Source organism: Moraxella canis (assembly GCF_034424565.1).
GTDB lineage: Bacteria > Pseudomonadota > Gammaproteobacteria > Pseudomonadales > Moraxellaceae > Moraxella > Moraxella canis.
The window spans coordinates 2,032,067-2,049,982 of the sequence record NZ_CP139961.1 but is presented as its reverse complement, the minus strand read 5'-3'; the positions used below and the strand labels follow the sequence as shown (position 1 = coordinate 2,049,982).

At 42.0% G+C, this 17,916-nt stretch carries 18 protein-coding genes; 10 read left to right on the top strand and 8 right to left on the bottom strand.

The genetic code is table 11. The annotated features are described in order from the left end of the window. Positions 1–18 precede the first annotated feature (18 nt). From mobA to U0021_RS09245, 7 genes are read left to right on the top strand one after another with little or no spacing between them, the layout of a single operon-like run. Positions 19–606 (top strand): molybdenum cofactor guanylyltransferase, encoded by a 588-nt coding sequence (gene mobA / locus U0021_RS09275; protein WP_114800015.1) that lies wholly within the window; start codon positions 19–21, stop codon positions 604–606. After that, a complete protein-coding gene (moaC, locus tag U0021_RS09270) occupies positions 599–1,090 on the top strand; it encodes a cyclic pyranopterin monophosphate synthase MoaC (RefSeq protein ID WP_114800014.1) in 492 nt (163 codons plus the stop codon). Before mobA ends, moaC begins: the two co-directional genes overlap by 8 nt. Further along, positions 1,080–1,331, top strand: a complete 252-nt coding sequence (locus U0021_RS09265) for a MoaD/ThiS family protein (protein ID WP_114800013.1) — start codon at positions 1,080–1,082, stop codon at positions 1,329–1,331. Before moaC ends, U0021_RS09265 begins: the two co-directional genes overlap by 11 nt. Before the next feature lies 1 nt (position 1,332). After that, on the top strand, positions 1,333–1,827 hold the full coding sequence (locus tag U0021_RS09260) for a molybdenum cofactor biosynthesis protein MoaE (protein WP_078255496.1): 495 nt from the start codon (positions 1,333–1,335) through the stop codon (positions 1,825–1,827). Positions 1,828–1,838: 11 nt separating this feature from the next. Next, positions 1,839–2,624 carry a molybdate ABC transporter substrate-binding protein gene (gene modA / locus U0021_RS09255; RefSeq protein ID WP_114800012.1) on the top strand — a complete coding sequence of 262 codons (786 nt, stop codon included), beginning with the start codon at positions 1,839–1,841 and terminating at the stop codon, positions 2,622–2,624. Beyond that, on the top strand, positions 2,621–3,310 hold the full coding sequence (gene modB, locus U0021_RS09250; protein ID WP_114800011.1) for a molybdate ABC transporter permease subunit: 690 nt from the start codon (positions 2,621–2,623) through the stop codon (positions 3,308–3,310). The genes modA and modB overlap by 4 nt, the downstream gene beginning before the upstream one ends. Beyond that, a complete protein-coding gene (locus tag U0021_RS09245) occupies positions 3,307–3,930 on the top strand; it encodes an ATP-binding cassette domain-containing protein (protein WP_227538671.1) in 624 nt (207 codons plus the stop codon). Before modB ends, U0021_RS09245 begins: the two co-directional genes overlap by 4 nt. 20 nt (positions 3,931–3,950) lie before the next feature. Here U0021_RS09245 and U0021_RS09240 read toward each other — a convergent pair whose 3' ends face one another. The 7 genes from U0021_RS09240 to can form a co-directional block, all read right to left on the bottom strand. Continuing rightward, positions 3,951–5,228: a molybdopterin molybdotransferase MoeA gene (locus U0021_RS09240; RefSeq protein ID WP_114800009.1), complete on the bottom strand. Its 1,278-nt coding sequence runs from the start codon at positions 5,226–5,228 to the stop codon at positions 3,951–3,953. Between the two features lie 30 nt (positions 5,229–5,258). Next, positions 5,259–6,362, bottom strand: a complete 1,104-nt coding sequence (locus U0021_RS09235) for a peptidylprolyl isomerase (protein ID WP_114800008.1) — start codon at positions 6,360–6,362, stop codon at positions 5,259–5,261. Positions 6,363–6,488: 126 nt separating this feature from the next. Next, entirely contained in the window at positions 6,489–7,184 is a 696-nt protein-coding gene (gene narI, locus U0021_RS09230) for a respiratory nitrate reductase subunit gamma (RefSeq protein ID WP_114800007.1), read from the bottom strand. Further along, positions 7,181–7,981, bottom strand: a complete 801-nt coding sequence (gene narJ / locus U0021_RS09225; RefSeq protein ID WP_114800006.1) for a nitrate reductase molybdenum cofactor assembly chaperone — start codon at positions 7,979–7,981, stop codon at positions 7,181–7,183. Before narJ ends, narI begins: the two co-directional genes overlap by 4 nt. Position 7,982: 1 nt before the next feature. Continuing rightward, positions 7,983–9,521, bottom strand: a complete 1,539-nt coding sequence (gene narH, locus U0021_RS09220) for a nitrate reductase subunit beta (RefSeq protein WP_114800005.1) — start codon at positions 9,519–9,521, stop codon at positions 7,983–7,985. A 99-nt stretch (positions 9,522–9,620) separates the two neighbouring features. Further along, positions 9,621–13,373, bottom strand: coding sequence for a nitrate reductase subunit alpha (locus U0021_RS09215; protein WP_114800004.1), 3,753 nt, complete (start codon positions 13,371–13,373; stop codon positions 9,621–9,623). A 160-nt stretch (positions 13,374–13,533) separates the two neighbouring features. Continuing rightward, positions 13,534–14,166 (bottom strand): carbonate dehydratase, encoded by a 633-nt coding sequence (gene can / locus U0021_RS09210; protein WP_078255505.1) that lies wholly within the window; start codon positions 14,164–14,166, stop codon positions 13,534–13,536. A 183-nt stretch (positions 14,167–14,349) separates the two neighbouring features. Here can and U0021_RS09205 point away from each other — a divergent pair, with 183 nt between their 5' ends. After that, complete coding sequence (locus U0021_RS09205) at positions 14,350–15,126, top strand: Crp/Fnr family transcriptional regulator (protein WP_114800003.1); 777 nt, start codon at positions 14,350–14,352, stop codon at positions 15,124–15,126. 127 nt (positions 15,127–15,253) lie between these two features. Then, positions 15,254–16,519, top strand: coding sequence for an NnrS family protein (locus U0021_RS09200; RefSeq protein ID WP_114800002.1), 1,266 nt, complete (start codon positions 15,254–15,256; stop codon positions 16,517–16,519). A 194-nt stretch (positions 16,520–16,713) separates the two neighbouring features. Here the strand turns inward: U0021_RS09200 and U0021_RS09195 are convergent, their stop codons facing one another. Continuing rightward, on the bottom strand, positions 16,714–16,989 hold the full coding sequence (locus U0021_RS09195; RefSeq protein WP_114800001.1) for a hypothetical protein: 276 nt from the start codon (positions 16,987–16,989) through the stop codon (positions 16,714–16,716). A 365-nt stretch (positions 16,990–17,354) separates the two neighbouring features. Between U0021_RS09195 and U0021_RS09190 the strand changes: the two genes are divergently transcribed. Beyond that, a complete protein-coding gene (locus tag U0021_RS09190; RefSeq protein WP_162816793.1) occupies positions 17,355–17,891 on the top strand; it encodes a S24 family peptidase in 537 nt (178 codons plus the stop codon). Positions 17,892–17,916: the final 25 nt, after the last annotated feature.

The following is a 17,916-nucleotide window of genomic DNA, read 5'->3' as shown; positions in this document are numbered from 1 at the left end:
TAAGATCGGAATTAAGCCATGAATTTATGCGCTGTCTTAATTTTAGCAGGGGGAGAGTCAACTCGAATGGGACAACCCAAAGCACAGCTTGCCCTGCCTAACAAAAGTACGGTGCTTGATTTTCATATCGCTTGTGCCAAAAAATTAAATCTACCCATTTTTTTGGCGGATAATGGTAAAAATTGTGTGCATGATCCACTCATTACGCCACTTAAAGATTATTTGCCTTGCAATGATTCAGGTAAAGGTGCAGGTCCTTTATCCGGCATCGCTGCTGGCTTACAGGCGGTAGAAAGCGAAGGCTATGTTTTGACTGTTAGCTGCGATCATTTGCTAGCGATTGATAAAATTGCTGATATATTAAAGTTTACCAGTGCTCAAGTTGGCTATCTATACGCAAAAAAAGACTGTCCCTTATTAGGGGTTTACCACACCAGCATTCTACCAATATTACTTGATTTTCTGGCTCAGGGTGGTCGCTCAGTCATGCAATTTTTAGACCTTGTTGACCGCCAAACTTTTGATCTTAATGATGATTTACACTCTTTGACTAACTTTAACACACCCAGTGAATTTGCCTTAGCTTTGGAAAATTTTTATGACTGATTTAGATCACCGCACCCTAACTCATCTAGACGCCAATGGTGATATTAGCATGGTTGATGTTTCAACCAAAATAGCAACCCAGCGCAGTGCTACCGCAAGCGCTCAGGTAATTTTTCCTTCAAACATCTATTTAGCCATCAAAAACACTGATGGCATGACAAAAAAAGGGTCAATTACCCAAACAGCTCACATTGCAGGTATTATGGGTGCTAAGAAAACGAGCGATTTAATCCCTTTATGCCATCAGCTACCGCTTGATAGTGTTAAGCTAAGCTTTGACTATAATGATGCAAAATGTGCCATCGTTGTGACAGCAGCTGTCAAGGTGACTCACAAAACTGGTGTAGAAATGGAAGCCTTAACAGCAGTATCAGTAGCTTGTCTGACCATCTATGACATGACCAAAGCAATGAGCCAAGACATTATCATTACCGATGTTTGTCTATTAAATAAAACTGGGGGGAAATCTGATTATGTCAAATAACTTAACTGTTACTGTATTATATTTTGCCAGTCTTGCCGAACAGGCAGGTATAGATGAAGAAATTTTAACAACCTCGCATTATTATCTTAATGAGATTTATTCTTATTTATTAGATAAATACGATTTTAATTTAACACAAGATGAATTGGCGGTTGCTGTCAATCATCAGATTACCAGTTGGCAGACTAAGGTTAGCAATGGTGATATCATTGCCTTCATTCCACCTGTCGCTGGAGGTTAATATGGCTCAAAAACTACATCAAGGCTCATCAAAAATCGCTTTAAGCCATGAGGCTGCCTATCATGCAGCAATCACTGATGGATTCGCCCTATTGGACATCGCTATCGATGACAATAAACTAAAAAAAGGTCTGCTTGATGACCGCTGTGGGGCTTTAGCGACCTTTGAAGGTTGGGTGCGAAACCATAACAACAGCCGTCCAGTAGAGAAGCTCACCTATTATGGTTATGAGGCACTGGCACTTAATCAAGGAAAGCTATTGATCAGTGAAGCCTGCCAACGTTTTAAAATTGAAAATGCCATCGCCATGCATCGCATCGGTGATCTGAACATAGGCGATATGGCGGTGTGGATAGGCGTTAGCGCTCATCATCGCTATCCTGCCTTCGAAGCTTGTCAGTGGTTGCTCGACGCCATCAAGGCACAGATTCCTATCTGGAAACAGGAGTTTTATACGGATAGTCAGGAAAGCTTATGGCTTTCTAATAACGGTTAGGTCAAAAAATTATGCAAAAATTCTTTTTTAGCATATTAATATTGTTAGTTTTATCAAGTTTGAGTGCATGCAGTCAGGATCCTTCAACCAAAGCGCAGACTGTGACCGTTTATGCTGCGGCAAGCCTATCAAATGCCCTTGATGAGATTAATGCATTATATCAGCAACAGCATGATACTGTCGTACATACCTCGTACGCCTCTTCAGGTACACTTGCCAAACAAATACAAAGTCGTGCGCCTGCTGAAGTATTTTTATCGGCAGATACCACTTGGATGGATGATCTGACAGACAAAAATTATTTGATCGAAGGTAGCCAAAAAAATTTATTGACCAATCGCTTGGTACTTATTACTCCAAAAGATAAGCCAGTTCCACTGAATGTTGCAGAAAATGGATTGTTTGACCCTCATCTTTTTCAAGGCAAACTTTGTATCGGCAACCCCCAAAGCGTGCCTGCTGGCAAATACGCCAAAGAAGCTTTTACCTATTTGGGTATATGGGATGGTCTTTTAGATAAATTGGTGGAAACCCAAGATGTACGCTCTGCTCTCAACTTCGTTCATAGAGGCGAGTGTCAGCTTGGTGTGGTCTATCAAAGTGATGCTGTCATAGCAAACACTGTCCAGATTGTCGCCATATTTCCCCAAGATAGTCATCGCCCAATTATCTATCCCTTAGCGATGATTAAGCACGAAGATCGGCATAATCATAACATCAAGCCATATTATGATTTCATTCAAAGTGCTGATGCAATAACCATTTATCAAAAATACGGTTTTGAAGTACTGCCATGATTAGCCTAACCCATGATGAGTGGCAAGTTATTTATTTATCCTGCAAAATCGCTTTATTTAGCTTAAGCATTACTTTGGTACCTGCAATAGGAGTGGGATACTGGTTAGCTCGTAAGCAATTTTGGGGGAAGTCTTTGGTGGAAACTTTAGTATTTTTGCCATTGGTACTTCCCCCTGTCGTACCAGGCTATTTATTACTTATCAGTTTTGGCAATCAAGGTGTTATCGGTCGTCATTTATCTGCTTTGGGGTTTGAGGTTGCCTTTAACTGGAAAGGTGCGGTTCTGGCAAGCAGTGTTATGGGCTTTCCGCTCATGGTGCAGTCAGTGCGTTTGGCGATAGAGCTGGTAGACAGACGGCTTGAGATCGCCGCCATGACCTTGGGCGCAAGTCGCCTGAAGGTATTTTTTGGGATTACTTTACCTTTATCAAAAACTGGTATTTTGATCGGTGCAATGCTTGCTTTTTGTCGTAGCCTAGGAGAGTTTGGCGCGACCATTACTTTTGTAGGAAATATTGCAGGACAAACTCGCACCCTACCTTTGGCCATTTATAGCCTATTACAGCAACCAAACAGTGATGATAAGATAATGCGCTTAATGATGATTAGTATCGGCGTAGCATTTATCGCAATGTGGATTGCCCAATGGTACAATCGAACGCAAAGAAACAGGCTAACCCAATGAATGTGTTTGAATGCGATTTCCATCTGACTTTAGGTAAGTTTAATCTTGATGTCAATTTATACTCAAACGCGCAAGTGGTGGGTTTATTTGGAGCATCAGGCTCAGGTAAAAGCAGTATTCTTCATGCTGTTGCAGGGATTCAAACTCCCCAAGCAGGCAAAATCATCATCAACAAACAAACTTGGTTTGATAGCAATACCCATATTAATTTTAGCATTCAAAATCGCCGTGTTGGAATGGTTTTTCAAGACGCTCAACTTTTTCCGCACAAAACCGTCATAGAAAATTTAACCTATGGTTATCAAAATATTCATCCAAATGAAAGACGGTTTCATCCTGATGAGATTATTGAGCTACTTAAAGTTGGTCATTTAATCCACCGTCTGCCAAACAAACTGTCTGGTGGTGAAAAGCAGCGAGTAGCTTTGGGGCGCGCTTTATTATACTCCCCCAAACTGCTACTTTTGGATGAACCTTTATCGGCACTTGATAGCATGCACAAACAAGATATCTTGCCATTTTTTCAAGCTGTTATTGATAGCACCGCGATACCAATGTTATATGTGAGTCATGACAAATCTGAAATTATGCACTTGACCGATGACATTTATTACTTATAAAATCAAATGGTCAGTGCAACTCACATCACCCAATCAAATAGCTGAATCATCACCTGTTCGCCTTGATTCGCACCCACACTATTTTCATCAAGTACAATTAGACAGTTGGCTTGAGACAATTGTTTGATGCGGTGAGAGTCTTGCGCACTGGCTGGTGTGACTTGTAATTTTTTTTCACCCATTTCAAAATAGCCGCGCTGATACTCTCGCCTACCTGCACTTTTCTTGATGTTTGCCGTCGTAATCGCAGGCAAGTGTAAGGTAAGGGGTGCATCTATTGCCCCTAGCGCCTGCCATAGTGCTGGACGCACAAAGTTAATACAGCCAACTACTGTAGAAAGTGGATTGCCCGGTAACCCAAAATACAGCACCTTACGCGCATCCGTAGCGAATTCACCAAAAACAAACGGCTTACCCGGTTTCATAGCGACTTTATAGTGATTAATTTTACCCAAGCTTTTTACCACTTCGGTTAAAAAATCATAGTCGCCGACAGAAACACCAGCGCTAGAGATAATTATGTCACATTCTTCAATGGCATGCTTGACTGCTTCGTAAGTCTCATCAAACACATCTTTGACAATGCCATAATCCTTGATTATGATAGGTAATTTGCTTAATAATGCCTTTAAAGTTGGAGTATTGGAATTATAAATCTGAGCCAAATTACTCAATGGCTGACCAATGGAAACCAGCTCATCGCCTGTGGCTATCAGACCAATTCTGAGTGGTGAAAACACTTCAATTTCATCATATCCCATACCAGAAAGCAGACTAATATCACTGGGATTCAGACGCTTACCTGCACTAAGCAAGGTATCACCTTGAGCAATCTCTTCACCTTGGTGACGAATATTGGCGCTGACTTTAGCAGGCTTGGTTAGTACAATGGAATAAGGCTGAGATTTATCAGTTATGTTAATTTGATCAAAAGTAGTATGTTCTTGCATTACTACCGTATCACAACCCTCTGGTACAACCGCTCCTGTAAAGATACGCACCGCTTGGTTGGGTAAAATCTCGCCACTAAACGGCGTGCCTGCACAAGACTCGCCTATGACGGTAAATTCACCACCCTGCTGTAGTTGGCTTTGTGCAGCCAAAGCAAACCCATCCATCGCCGAAACATTCTGGCGCGGCATATCGAGATTTGCGTTTATATCAACCGCCAATATGTGATTAAGTGCATCGTTTAAAGCCAGTACTACCCTCTGTCTGGATACCAAAGGATTGTCAATATCCAAATATTCGTCCACGCGACTGATAATTGATTTTTGAAGCTCATCTACACGAATCATGTGTTTTTCCTTTTATAAATTTAATATAAATCAGCCACGATAAATATTTTGCTCATTCATCTTAAGCTCAATGCCAATAATATCAGCCTTTTGGCTCAATTCAAATAAATAGTCACACAAACTATGATGAAATGACTGCTGCTTAAGATGATTTTCAATGATAGGATATGCCTCTTCAAAGCTCAGCTGCCTACCCTCCTGCTTTTGTAGAACTTCAATCACATGGATCCCATATCGCGTCTCAATCGGATTAATACTGATACCAACTGGCAAAGCAAATACAGCACTCTCAAATTCAGGCACGGTACTGCCTTTTTGTAATACACCCAATTCACCGCCATCATCTTTTGAAGGACAGGCGGAGTATCGACGTGCAAGCTCAATAAAATCACTATCCCGATTTTGGCTTTGATTAAGCAAATCGATCAATTGGCGAGCTTGCTTTTTTAATTCAATGCGCTCTTCACCCTCTTGTGGCGGGCACGCAAGCAAAATATGGCGAAGCGTCATTATTGGCGTACTAACAAATTCAACTTGATTAGCATGATAGTAATTCTGACAGCTTGTTTTGTCTGGTGATTTGGCGATAACTTGCTGCTCTAACAGCTTAGCGATGGCAGCTTCTTCATTCTCTAACCATACCCTTTCTCCCAAGCGCATCACCACTTCTTGGCGCAATAATTCACGCATAACTAAGGCTTGAGCTGCTAAAAACAATGCTTCTTCTTGGCTATTAGCAGGATGATACTGCACTTCGGCAGCTACTGCTTTGGGGTCTATTGCTACGCCATTCACAGTGATATTTGGTAAAGCTTGGTGGCTTGAGGCGATTAGATTGGTGCGGTCAGACATTTTTTTGTCTAATGCTTGCTTGATAAATTGAGCATCAGATGAAGGTCTGCTCAGGTCTTCAGAGGTTGGCATAATGCGAATATTATCGCCTTCTTGAGCCAAATTCTCTATATTCAATACTTTGGCGAGCTTAGTAGAATCATCATGTTCATCTGTGCATATATTTTGAATTGTTTGTTGAGTCGGTATATAGGTTCCAACGCTCATAAGACCTCTTATCATGGTTGCAATGAAAATATGAATAATAAGATCATTATCCAAAATAAAGAGTCTGTTCACCATACTTCTTTGGGAGAATGTCAATTGATCACTTTAAAGAGAGTATCTTAAGATAAAAAACCACAAAGACAAGGATGCAGTCTTTGTGGCAATGGCACAGTATTTTATTATTGTTATTATTGGTATTACTTACTGAGATCTCTTTTGGCGCAAAATTTGGTAATTGCGACCCAAATACCAAATTGGCGCTGAAATAATATGAATCAAGCGTGTAAATGGCACCAATAAAATCAGTGTCGTCCCCAAGAACATATGCATCTTATAAATCAGCCCTGCATCTTCAACCAACGAGGCAGCATATACAGGTCTTAAAATCGCAAGATTTTGCGCCCAACCTGCCAATGATACCATCAATGCTCCATCTGAATGGTTCGGATACGAAAAAATCGTCCCAAGACCCATCAGTAATTGAACCAAGATGATAATAAGTAGCATCTTATCGCTGAATGTAGAAGTGTGACTTATACGTGGGTTAGTAAAACGTCGCCAAATCAACATCACAAGCCCAATTAAACACATCACGCCTGCGATGCCGCCCACGATGACAGCAAGCAGCTGTTTTTGAGGGGCGGTAATGATACGCTCATAAACAAAATGTGGTGTCAGCATACCAAAAAAATGCCCCAAAAGCACTACGATGATACCGATATGGAATAAATTACTGGCAAGACGCATATATCCATCGGACAGCATCTGGCTTGAGCCAGCACGCCATGTGTACTGTGATAAATCAAATCTTGCCCAACAGCCGAGTACGCACACAGTTAAGGCAATATAAGGATATATGCCAAATAAAAAAACATGAATCCAGTTTTGAGCATTCATATACGAACTCCTTGTGTTGTGTTTGCAGAGTCTGTCTTGATTTTTTGATTAAAATCTACCCAATGCACAGGTTGAGTTTGTTGATTTTGGGTATGTGCACTTGCCATGTGGCTGATGCGTTTAGCTGTTTGGCTTGAGGGGCACTGTGTGTCATTATTTGCCATGAAGTTAACCACTTCTTCTTCCCACTCGGCATCAATGGCTTCAGGTGTGGTATCATCAATCACTTTACCCATTTTAGTAAGCTCTTCATCGATATCACTTAAAGGCTTGCCTGAAATCTGTAGCAGAGCCTCAAATAAGCTCACATATTTGCTGTTTTTATCAATTAATCTAGCAGCAAGCAGTACTAAAATATGACTAATATCTGCAATCTCAAGACGAATAGCAATATGATCATCGGTCTGAGTGGCTTGATAAGCTAAAAATTCAAGATACATTGGAAGATAATCCGGCAACTCTTTAACATCAATTTCAAAGCCTGCTGATTCATATTGCGCCATCAAATCCACCATAGCTTGACCACGGTCGCGACTTTCGCCATGCACATGCTCAAACAACCATAAAGACAGTGTGCGGCCACGCTCAAACAAACTGTCATAACGTGACTGAGCCTCAATGGCACCCAAATTCCCAAGCTCATCAATCAACTCGCCAATATGCTGACGCACTTCTGGACTGATGAGCCCAGATGCCATGACAATGTCACGGCATGCCTCAAGATTATTGTCCTCAAATAAGGCGTCGTGAGGATAATCAAGCAATAAGCTAATAACTTTTAATAATTTAAAATCCATCTTAAGACTCCCAAGTCTGTACAGTGTCAATCATATCACGACGATTGGATTTTCTTTGTCCGAACATATTGACATCATTGCTGCCACCACAGCCCGTACCGAAACTAAAACCACAGCCATTGCGTTCAGCAAAGGCATCACTCATCGCTTCTTCACGATGCGCCGTTGGAATGACAAAGCGATCTTCATAATTGGCGATCGCCAAATAGCGATACATTTCATCGACTTGGTGCTTGGTTAAGCCCACTGCATCAAGCACAGCTTTAGCATCTTGTTTCTCAACAAGCTCAAGGCGCTTATAGCTACGCATGGCTAGCAGGCGCTTAAGTGCTAAGCGAACAGGCTCTTCATCACCTGCGGTGAGCATATTAGCAAGATATTTTAATGGGATGCGCAGACTGTCCACATCAGGAATGAGTCCATCCATACCCACTTGCCCAGCTTCGGCAGCGTTTTGAATGGGTGATAACGGTGGTACATACCATACCATCGGTAAAGTACGATATTCTGGGTGCAGGGGTAAAGCAAGCTTCCAATCCATCGCAAGCTTATAGACAGGAGATTTTTGGGCGGATTCAATCACGCTCATCGGTACGCCATCTTTCAGGGCTTGCTCAATGACTTTGGGGTCATTGGGGTCTAAGAACACGTCAAGCTGGGCTTTGTAAAGGTCTTTTTCGTTTGGTGTACTGGCAGCATCCTTGATTTTGTCGGCGTCATACAAAAGTACGCCCAAATAACGAATCCGTCCCACGCACGTCTCCGAGCAAATGGTCGGCTGACCTGATTCAATGCGCGGATAACAAAAAATACATTTTTCAGATTTGCCTGACTTCCAGTTATAATAAATTTTTTTATAAGGACAGCCAGATATACACATCCGCCATCCACGACATTTTTCTTGATCAATAAGAACAATACCATCTTCTTCACGCTTATAAATTGCTCCAGATGGGCATGATGCCACGCATGTTGGGTTTAGGCAATGTTCGCAAAGACGCGGCAGATACATCATAAAGGTATTTTCGTACTGACCATAGATATCCGCTTGCACATTATCAAAGTTTTTATCAATTCGGCGCTTTTCAAATTCTGAGCCTAAAATCTCCTCCCAGTTTGGACCCCATTCAATTTTTTGCATTCTTTTGCCCGTTATTAAAGAACGAGGGCGTGCTATCGGCTGATGCTCGCCAATCGGTGCAGATTGAAGATGCTGATAATCAAAATCAAACGGTTCGTAATAATCATCTATCGATGGCAAATCAGGATTGGCAAAAATATTGGCAAGAATGCGGAATTTGCCACCAATTTTAGGGTTAATTGTCCCATTGGCATTGCGAATCCAGCCACCTTTCCATTTAGCTTGGTTTTCCCATTCTTTGGGATATCCGATACCGGGCTTGGATTCTACGTTGTTAAACCATGCGTATTCCATACCCTCACGGCTGGTCCAAACGTTTTTACAAGTTACAGAGCAAGTATGGCAACCAATACATTTGTCAAGGTTTAGCACCATGCCCACTTGAGAACGAATTTTCATATTAATTTTCCTCAACCTAGCAAAAGCTAGGTAAAATGTGTCATTGAGTATAGTACCTACTTTGGCAGAATTTCTTTATTCTGCCAAAGAGCGTGCGCATCAGTCTAAAGTAGTAGGTAATGGCTGTGGCAGACTGTCGTCTGGCTTGCCTTCTAGCCAGTCAATATTCGCCATTTTACGCACCACAACAAACTCATCTCGGTTGCATCCCACTGTGCCATAATAGTTAAATCCATAACTTTGTTGTGCATAACCGCCAATCATGTGCGTCGGTTTTAAGATCGCGCGCGTCACAGAGTTATGAATACCGCCACGCGTACCTGAATTTTCAGAACCTGGGATATTGACTAGCTTTTCTTGAGCGTGATACATCATGGTCATTCCTTCTTTGACACGCTGTGAGACGACTGCTCGAGCGGTAATGGCGCCGTTATGGTTAAACACTTCAATCCAGTCATTATCCACAATACCTGCCTTCTTGGCATCAATTTCGCTCATCCACACAATTGGACCGCCACGACTTAGGGTAAGCATAAGCAGGTTTTCAGAATAGGTTGAATGGATACCCCATTTTTGATGCGGCGTTAAGAAGTTCAGCACAATCTCTTTATTACCATTGGACTGATAGCGTGTTAATGCTTGTGTAGCACGCGTGTCAATCGGTGGGCGATACTGCTGCATCTGTTCACCAAACGCCTGCATCCAAGGATGGTCTTGATAAAATTGCTGACGACCCGTAATTGTACGCCATGGTATCAGCTCGTGCACATTGGTATAGCCTGCGTTGTAACTCACCTTATCAGACTCAAGACCTGACCATGTCGGACTTGAAATAATCTTTCTTGGCTGGGCGACAATGTCACGGAAGCGGATTTTTTCATGTTCAGAAGACTTGGCAAGGTGGGTGTGATCTCGTCCTGTATTTTTTGACAAATCTGCCCATGCCTTGACTGCAACGTGCCCGTTGGTCTCTGGAGCCAGCATCAAAATCGTCTCAGCAGCATCAATCGCGGTATCAATGCGTGGGCGACCATAAGCAACGGTGTTGTCGGTAACGGTATAGTTTAATGCTGCCAAATTGCCAACTTCTTCTTTGGTGTCCCATGTAATACCTTTTGAGCCATTGCCCAAGGTGTCCATGAGACCGCCTAGAGACGTAAATTTAGCATAAGTTGCTGGATAATCACGCTCCACTACCTTGATATGTGGACAGTTGATGCCTGGTACAGGGCGCTCGCCTGCGGTTTTCCAATCCGTACCGCCAAAGGGCTGAGCAAGTTCAGCAGGGCTGTCGTGCTGCATTGGCAAAGTGACAATGTCGGTCTCGACACCCAAATGACCATGCGTTAGTTCGGAAAACTTTTTAGCGATGCCTTTATAAATTTCCCAATCAGTTTTGGATTCCCAAGCTGGATCGGTCGCCGCCGTCAAAGGGTGAATGAACGGATGCATATCCGAAGTATTCATATCGTCTTTTTCATACCAAGTGGCGGTTGGTAAGACGATGTCTGAATATAGGCAGGTGCTAGACATTCGAAAATCCAAAGTGGTCACCAGATCAAGCTTGCCTGTTGGTGCATTATCTACCCAATCCACTTCATTTGGACGGATACCACCATGCACCGTTTCTTCGCCTAGAATACCATGCTTAGTACCGAGCAGGTAATGCAGCATATATTCATGCCCTTTGCCTGATGAGCCAAGCAAGTTTGAACGCCAAATAAACAAATTTCTAGGGAAATTAGCTGGATTATCAGGACTTTCTGCTGCAAAGCGTATTGAACCATTCTCAAGACCATTGACCACATAAGTTTCAGCATCACCAGAGGCTTTGGCAGCGCGCCCAATCACCAAGGGATTTTGATTCAGTTGTGGCGCAGACGGCAACCACCCTGCACGCTCAGCACGGATATTGTAATCAAGCATATGTTCAGGGAACTGCGCTTTATTGGCATGAGGTGAAAGAATTTCATGCGCAGAGACTTTTTCATGACGCCATTGACTTGAGTGATTATAAAAAAAGCTTGTACCATTCATATGGCGCGGCGGTCTATGCCAATCTAGGGCAAATGCTAAAGGTGCCCAACCTGTTTGCGGACGCAATTTTTCTTGCCCAACATAGTGCGCCCAGCCACCGCCTGTCTGACCAATACAGCCACACAAAATCAGCATATTGATCACACCACGATAATTCATATCCATGTGATACCAGTGGTTCATACCAGCGCCAATGATAATCATGGACTTGCCATGGGTTTTGTGAGCATTTTCTGCAAATTCGCGTGCGATCTGGATGACTTTTTCGCGGCTTACACCAGTGATAGCCTCTTGCCATGCTGGCGTGCCTGCCACAGTTGAATCATTATAATCATCGGTCACATGCTGACCGCCCATGCCGTTATCCACGCCCAGATTGGCAAGCATCAAATCAAATACGGTAACCACTTTGGCAGTCTCACCGTTAGCCAAAGTCAATGTACGGCAAGGCAAGGTCTTGTATTGAATGTCATCGCCTTGAGCAGATGTAAAGTATGGATGTTCACCACCGCCAAAATAATCCAAGCCAACCAAAACGGTTTCACCTGAATCTTTTTGAGATAACTGCAAAGTAACTTCGCTATTATTTTTACCCTCTTTGTTTTCAAGGTTCCAACGACCAGACTCACCCCAGCGATAGCCAATAGAACCAATCGGTGAAACAAGCTCACCATTTTGATCAAGCGCAACAGTCTTCCATTCAGGATTATTATCTTGACCCAAGTTATCTATTAGATCAGAAGCTCGCAAAAATCGACCTGCGCGCGTAGACTTGCCTTCGCCTTCAATCATTACCAGCATCGGCAAGTCGGTATATCGGCGCGCATAATTTAAGAAATAATCGCTTGGCTGCTTTAAATAAAATTCTTTAATAATTACATGGCAAAAGGCTTGGGCAAGAGCGGCATCGGTACCTTGTTTTGGATTGAGCCACAAATCGCACAGTTTGGCAATCTCGGCATAGTCAGGGGTGATGGCAACGGTTTTGGTGCCTTTATAGCGCACTTCCGTAAAAAAGTGAGCATCAGGAGTACGAGTTTGCGGTACATTTGAGCCCCAAGCAATGATATAATCTGAATTATACCAATCAGCGGCTTCAGGTACATCAGTTTGCTCGCCCCATGTCATTGGAGAAGCGGGTGGCAAATCACAGTACCAATCATAAAACGATAAGCAAGCTCCACCAATTAAGGATAAATAGCGGCTGCCAGCAGCATAGCTCACCATACTCATGGCAGGGATGGGCGAAAAACCAATAATGCGGTCAGGTCCAAACGTCTTAGCAGTATAAACATTACTTGCAGCAATGATTTCAAAAACCTCATTCCAACTAGAGCGCACAAATCCGCCCAAACCACGCTTGGACTTATACTGCGCAGTCTTATTAGGATCGCTGACAATACTACCCCACGCTTCAACTGGATCTGTATATTTAGTACGCGCTTCTCGCCAAAGCTTCAGTAAAGGTTTACGCACTTTTGGGTATTTGAGACGATTGGCAGAGTACATATACCAACTATAACTGGCACCACGTGGACAGCCGCGCGGTTCGTGGTTAGGCAAATCTGGGCGAGTGCGCGGATAATCGGTTTGCTGGGTTTCCCAAGTCACCAAGCCATTTTTAACATAGATTTTCCATGAGCATGAGCCAGTACAGTTGACACCATGGGTTGAGCGGACAACTTTGTCATATTGCCAGCGATTACGATAAAAATTCTCCCAGTCACGGCTTTCATCACGGACTTCACCATGTCCGTCGGCATATTCACCCGTTTTTTTCTTAAAGAAACGAAATTGGTCGAGTAAGTGGCTCATTTTGCTTTCCTCGTTGTTGTAAAAAGAGCTTAGCTGGCTAGCGACAATCGAAACACCAAGCTAACATTGATTATAAAAATTTATTGGTTACCTAACTATTGCCTAAATGGCTATCATTAGATACTTCTTTGGGTGTAGTCGAATGACTGCTTTAATTTTATTAATGCGAATAGATAAATGCCGATGCCAGCTGTTGTGCATTACTAATACTCACGCCCAAATCCTCAATCAGCCCACTATTCATGTCATAAATCCAGCCATGTACCGAAAGTTGTCTGCCTTGATACCAAGCATTTTGCACTATGGTAGTATGGCAAACATTAGTGACCTGACGCTTAACATTGATTTGGCATAATAAATCAAGCTCCTCTTCATCAGTTAAGCCCTCAAAAGCCTCACGATATTGGTAACGCATTCCTTTCAACGGTCTCAGCCAATTATCTATCAGACCATATTCTTGTTGGCTAAGCGCCGCCTTAACACCGCCGCAACCATAGTGACCACATACGATAATATGCTCAACCCTAAGTACATCTACCGCAAACTGTAACACTGATAACAAATTCATATCAGTTGAAACTACCATATTTGCGACATTGCGGTGCACAAAAAGCTCTCCTGGCATGACGCCTACCACTTCATTGGCGGGCACACGACTGTCAGAGCAGCCGATCCATAAATATTTGGGTGACTGCGCCTTTGAGAGTCTTGGAAAATAGTCAGGATCACGCGCTGTCAGTGACTGCGCCCAATATTGGTTGTTATTTAACAAATCACTTAATGTTACATGCATACACACCCCCAGAATTGATTTGGTTTTAGCATAAACCAGTTGTCAACACCTAGCTATGCTCTAAATGGTTAAGACACTACCCTAAAGTAGTAAGCTTAGTTGGCTGCTTTCTACCTAAGTATACTATGGCTAAAGTCGCTAAATGTTTACAATACCTCAATCTAATTTGCCCACTCTTTAGCCATGAAAAAACTGTATGATGAAAAAAAGATTGTTTATCTTCAGCGCTTAGGCTGCCATCCTATTTTTGCGACAACCAATAAGAAACTTTCAATTTCGGCAGCAACGATTCACTACTACCCCAAAGGCAGTTTGATTTATTTGCAATATGCTAAAGTGCGTTATTTATATTTTTTATTAGAAGGTGCAATCCATTGCTATCGTCAGCAGCCCAATGGTCAAGAAAGCCTAATAAACAGATTTGATACAAATAAAACTCATATCCACCAGGTGCAGATGATCAATGAAAGCCTGCCTAATTTAAAAGTAGATGAGTGTGATGAAAAACAAGATGAGATGCTTGCGTATAATCAATATAACTCGTTTGGAAAAAATAGCTGCCATCAGTTAACCGCCAAAGCTTCACAAAATAGCTATGTTGCCATTTTACCCATTCATGAGATAAAGAAAACATTCAACAACTCGTCTTTAGCTACGATATTTACTTGGTATGCAGATCAGATGTATGAGCAAATCTCGACACAGTTTTTATTGTATGATTTATTAAGCCTGAAAACTGCACAAGCGAAAGTAGCTTATTATCTGTTATGCCATGCTGACAATAACAGCAAAGTAGAGATACCCATGAGTCAAAAAAATTTAGCAGGCCTACTGAGTATCCGTGCTGAAACACTCAGTCGAACTTTGCGATTTTTGATAAATCAGCAAATTATCAGCGTAAATGGTGCACAATACACTATTTTAAAATCCGAACACCTAGAACAGATGGTTGAGCAATGACCACACAAACGCTATTTCATTTTTGATGAGATGATATTTTAAAAAATAGTGATTTAATCAGCAGATTACTTTTTTTAATCAGCAGATTACTTTTTTGACAATCGTAATAACAATTCAAAGATTCGCCATGCTTATGAATATCCAAAACACCGCCAAACGCCCAACATCCCCCCATCCCATTTTAAATTTGGGTTTTCGCATATTTTTTGTGGGTTCGGCGGTGTTTGCTGCGATAAGTATGCTGCTTTGGCTGGTGATATTACAAGGCTTTGCTCCTTTTCAAGGAGTGGTTTCGCCCTTTTATTGGCATGGTCATGAGATGGTGTTTGGTTATGCTTTGGCAGTGATTGCAGGGTTTTTATTAACGGCAGTCAAAACATGGACAAATCAGCCCATGCCTTATGGCTGGCATTTGGGGACGATATTTGGGGCGTGGGCGGCATCTCGCTTGATTTGGCTTGGGCTTCATGCCACACCCAGCATTGCCCTGTTTGTGGCGGCTTTTGTATTTGACATGATATTTTGGGGCATGACCACTTTTGCTGTCATCAAAGCGGTGTGGGCTGTTCGCCAAAAACGTCAAATTGGCATCATTGCCAAACTTGTTCTTTTGACTGTTGCCAGCGTTGCTTTTTATGTGGGCGTGCTGATAAATCATCACGGCACACAGCAAATCGCCTTATATTTTGCCTTATACTTGGTGATTGGCGTGGTGTTTACCATCGCACGGCGTGTTTTGCCATTTTTTATCACCAAAGGCATCAACGTCAATCGTGATGGCACGCCAAATGGCATACAACTTGAACAAAAAAACTCCAATCTACTGGACAAGCTCAATTTATTTGGATTTTTTGGATTTATCATTTTTGATTTGTTCATCAAACAGCCCATGATTGCTGGCGTGTGTGCGTTGGTGTGTTTGGTGGCTAATTTGGCACGCCTAAACAACTGGTATCACCACGCCATCTGGCAAAAGCCCCTGCTATGGTCGCTCATCATCGCGTTTTTTGGCATGACGATAAGTTTGGCGATGTTTGTGCTTTATCCGATTGCCACACAGTTAAATTGGTTTGGCTCTGTTAATATCCACACGCTTGGACTTCATGGTTTGGCGGTGTTTGGCATTGGGCTGATGACGATTGCCATGATGGCTCGGGTGTCGCTTGGACATACTGGCAGAAATATCCATCAGCCCCCTGCCGCTGTGTCATTAATGTTCATGTTGATGATTTTGTGTGGCATATTTCGTGTGGTCTTACCGCTATTTTTTAATGATAGTTATATGCCGCTCATGTTATTATCACAAGTATTGTGGATAGCGTCTTTTGTGATATTTTGTCTTTGTTATGTGGGCATCTTAGTAAAACCAAGAACCGATGGGCTGTTTGGATAACGTAAATAAACATTTAGATATCCATTTATAAAACCAACTTACAACCACAACACTTATCATGTGTCAAACATGAAAAGTAAGTACGCTATCAACGTTAAACCTAAGATTGTATTCGTTGATAAAAGATAAAAGCTTTCGAGTACATACCGTTGCATTTTCTAGCCATTCGATTTAGTAGCTTACAATCAAAATTTTCAACACCTTTGATATGATTGTTTTGTTTTTGCAAATTCTTTTGCTTGATTCATTTTTAAAATGCTTAAAATGAATAACTTCAACAAAAAAAAGCCCAAATCTTTCGATTTGAGCTTTTTAAAATTTGGAGCGGGAAACGAGATTCGAACTCGCGACGTTGCTGAGGAATAAAAAATCTCCCACGTCTCTGCCAAAATGCGGACAAGCTCTTCACTCGCCTCTTTTAGCAGCGCTGTCAAAGCATTTTGGTCTAAATAAACCTTAGGCTTCAGCATAAACTAACTCTAATTCATTTCAATATATAGTGTTAAGAATCATGTATTTTCAAATATATATATACAATATATAGAAAGTAGTATATTATGATACCATAAGAACCTACATTTAGCTGCATGGTTATTAAGATGATTCTGCTATATCTCTTAGAACTCGACATAGTCATTGGATCTTATTCAGTCCCATACACATTCAAACGTTTGGTGGTTTGATGAATGAGTGGTTTTGAGTTGATATTTACATTATTTTCATTTAAACTTGATTAAGTTACTTAATCAATTTGGATCATACATCATGTCTGATATCAAAGAACCTATAAACAAGACCAAAGGCCGTGGTCATGGGGGCAAAAGAGCCATAAACTTTGGGTGAAAAGACAGCTGTCAAACGCATTCCTCTTTCATGTGTGCCTATTGTCGATGAGATATTGGCCGCTAAAAGAGCCTCTTATTATCTTAAGCCATCAAAGTACATGGGTAGACTACCTAATGATGTGCTTTATTTATCAAACATCCTAAGCAAATTAGACATCCCTTTATACCAGGAGAAAGTTGCTGTAGGCTTTCCAAGTCCTACTGAGGGGTATTTATCCAACGCGATTGACCTAAATGAGCTTTTAGTGACCAACTCGCCTGCAACTATCATAATTCGCTGTGGTGGTTTGTCAATGTTAGATGCGGGCATTGATTTAGATGACCTACTTATTGTAGATCGATCCCCTGTGGCAGAGCATATCGGCATTGTATTGGCAAATGTGAATAATGAGTTTGCCATTAAACGCTTGGTAAAGGCGCACACGGGCTTGATCTGCACTCTAATAACAGCAGTGGCAGCTATCCCAACTTCATACCCAGCGACGTTGACGAATGGTCCATTGTGGGCGTGTTACTCATGTCATTAAAAAACAAGGGGCACATGGGGTCGCT

What these genes read in the sequence shown, in the direction of transcription:
- mobA (WP_114800015.1), top strand. Translation starts at nt 19, where the DNA reads ATGAATTTATGCGCTGTCTTAATTTTAGCAGGGGGAGAGTCAACTCGA.
- moaC (WP_114800014.1), top strand. Translation starts at nt 599, where the DNA reads ATGACTGATTTAGATCACCGCACCCTAACTCATCTAGACGCCAATGGT.
- U0021_RS09265 (WP_114800013.1), top strand. Translation starts at nt 1,080, where the DNA reads ATGTCAAATAACTTAACTGTTACTGTATTATATTTTGCCAGTCTTGCC.
- U0021_RS09260 (WP_078255496.1), top strand. Translation starts at nt 1,333, where the DNA reads ATGGCTCAAAAACTACATCAAGGCTCATCAAAAATCGCTTTAAGCCAT.
- modA (WP_114800012.1), top strand. Translation starts at nt 1,839, where the DNA reads ATGCAAAAATTCTTTTTTAGCATATTAATATTGTTAGTTTTATCAAGT.
- modB (WP_114800011.1), top strand. Translation starts at nt 2,621, where the DNA reads ATGATTAGCCTAACCCATGATGAGTGGCAAGTTATTTATTTATCCTGC.
- U0021_RS09245 (WP_227538671.1), top strand. Translation starts at nt 3,307, where the DNA reads ATGAATGTGTTTGAATGCGATTTCCATCTGACTTTAGGTAAGTTTAAT.
- U0021_RS09240 (WP_114800009.1), bottom strand. Translation starts at nt 5,228, where the DNA reads ATGATTCGTGTAGATGAGCTTCAAAAATCAATTATCAGTCGCGTGGAC.
- U0021_RS09235 (WP_114800008.1), bottom strand. Translation starts at nt 6,362, where the DNA reads ATGGTGAACAGACTCTTTATTTTGGATAATGATCTTATTATTCATATT.
- narI (WP_114800007.1), bottom strand. Translation starts at nt 7,184, where the DNA reads ATGAATGCTCAAAACTGGATTCATGTTTTTTTATTTGGCATATATCCT.
- narJ (WP_114800006.1), bottom strand. Translation starts at nt 7,981, where the DNA reads ATGGATTTTAAATTATTAAAAGTTATTAGCTTATTGCTTGATTATCCT.
- narH (WP_114800005.1), bottom strand. Translation starts at nt 9,521, where the DNA reads ATGAAAATTCGTTCTCAAGTGGGCATGGTGCTAAACCTTGACAAATGT.
- U0021_RS09215 (WP_114800004.1), bottom strand. Translation starts at nt 13,373, where the DNA reads ATGAGCCACTTACTCGACCAATTTCGTTTCTTTAAGAAAAAAACGGGT.
- can (WP_078255505.1), bottom strand. Translation starts at nt 14,166, where the DNA reads ATGCATGTAACATTAAGTGATTTGTTAAATAACAACCAATATTGGGCG.
- U0021_RS09205 (WP_114800003.1), top strand. Translation starts at nt 14,350, where the DNA reads ATGAAAAAACTGTATGATGAAAAAAAGATTGTTTATCTTCAGCGCTTA.
- U0021_RS09200 (WP_114800002.1), top strand. Translation starts at nt 15,254, where the DNA reads ATGCTTATGAATATCCAAAACACCGCCAAACGCCCAACATCCCCCCAT.
- U0021_RS09195 (WP_114800001.1), bottom strand. Translation starts at nt 16,989, where the DNA reads ATGCTGAAGCCTAAGGTTTATTTAGACCAAAATGCTTTGACAGCGCTG.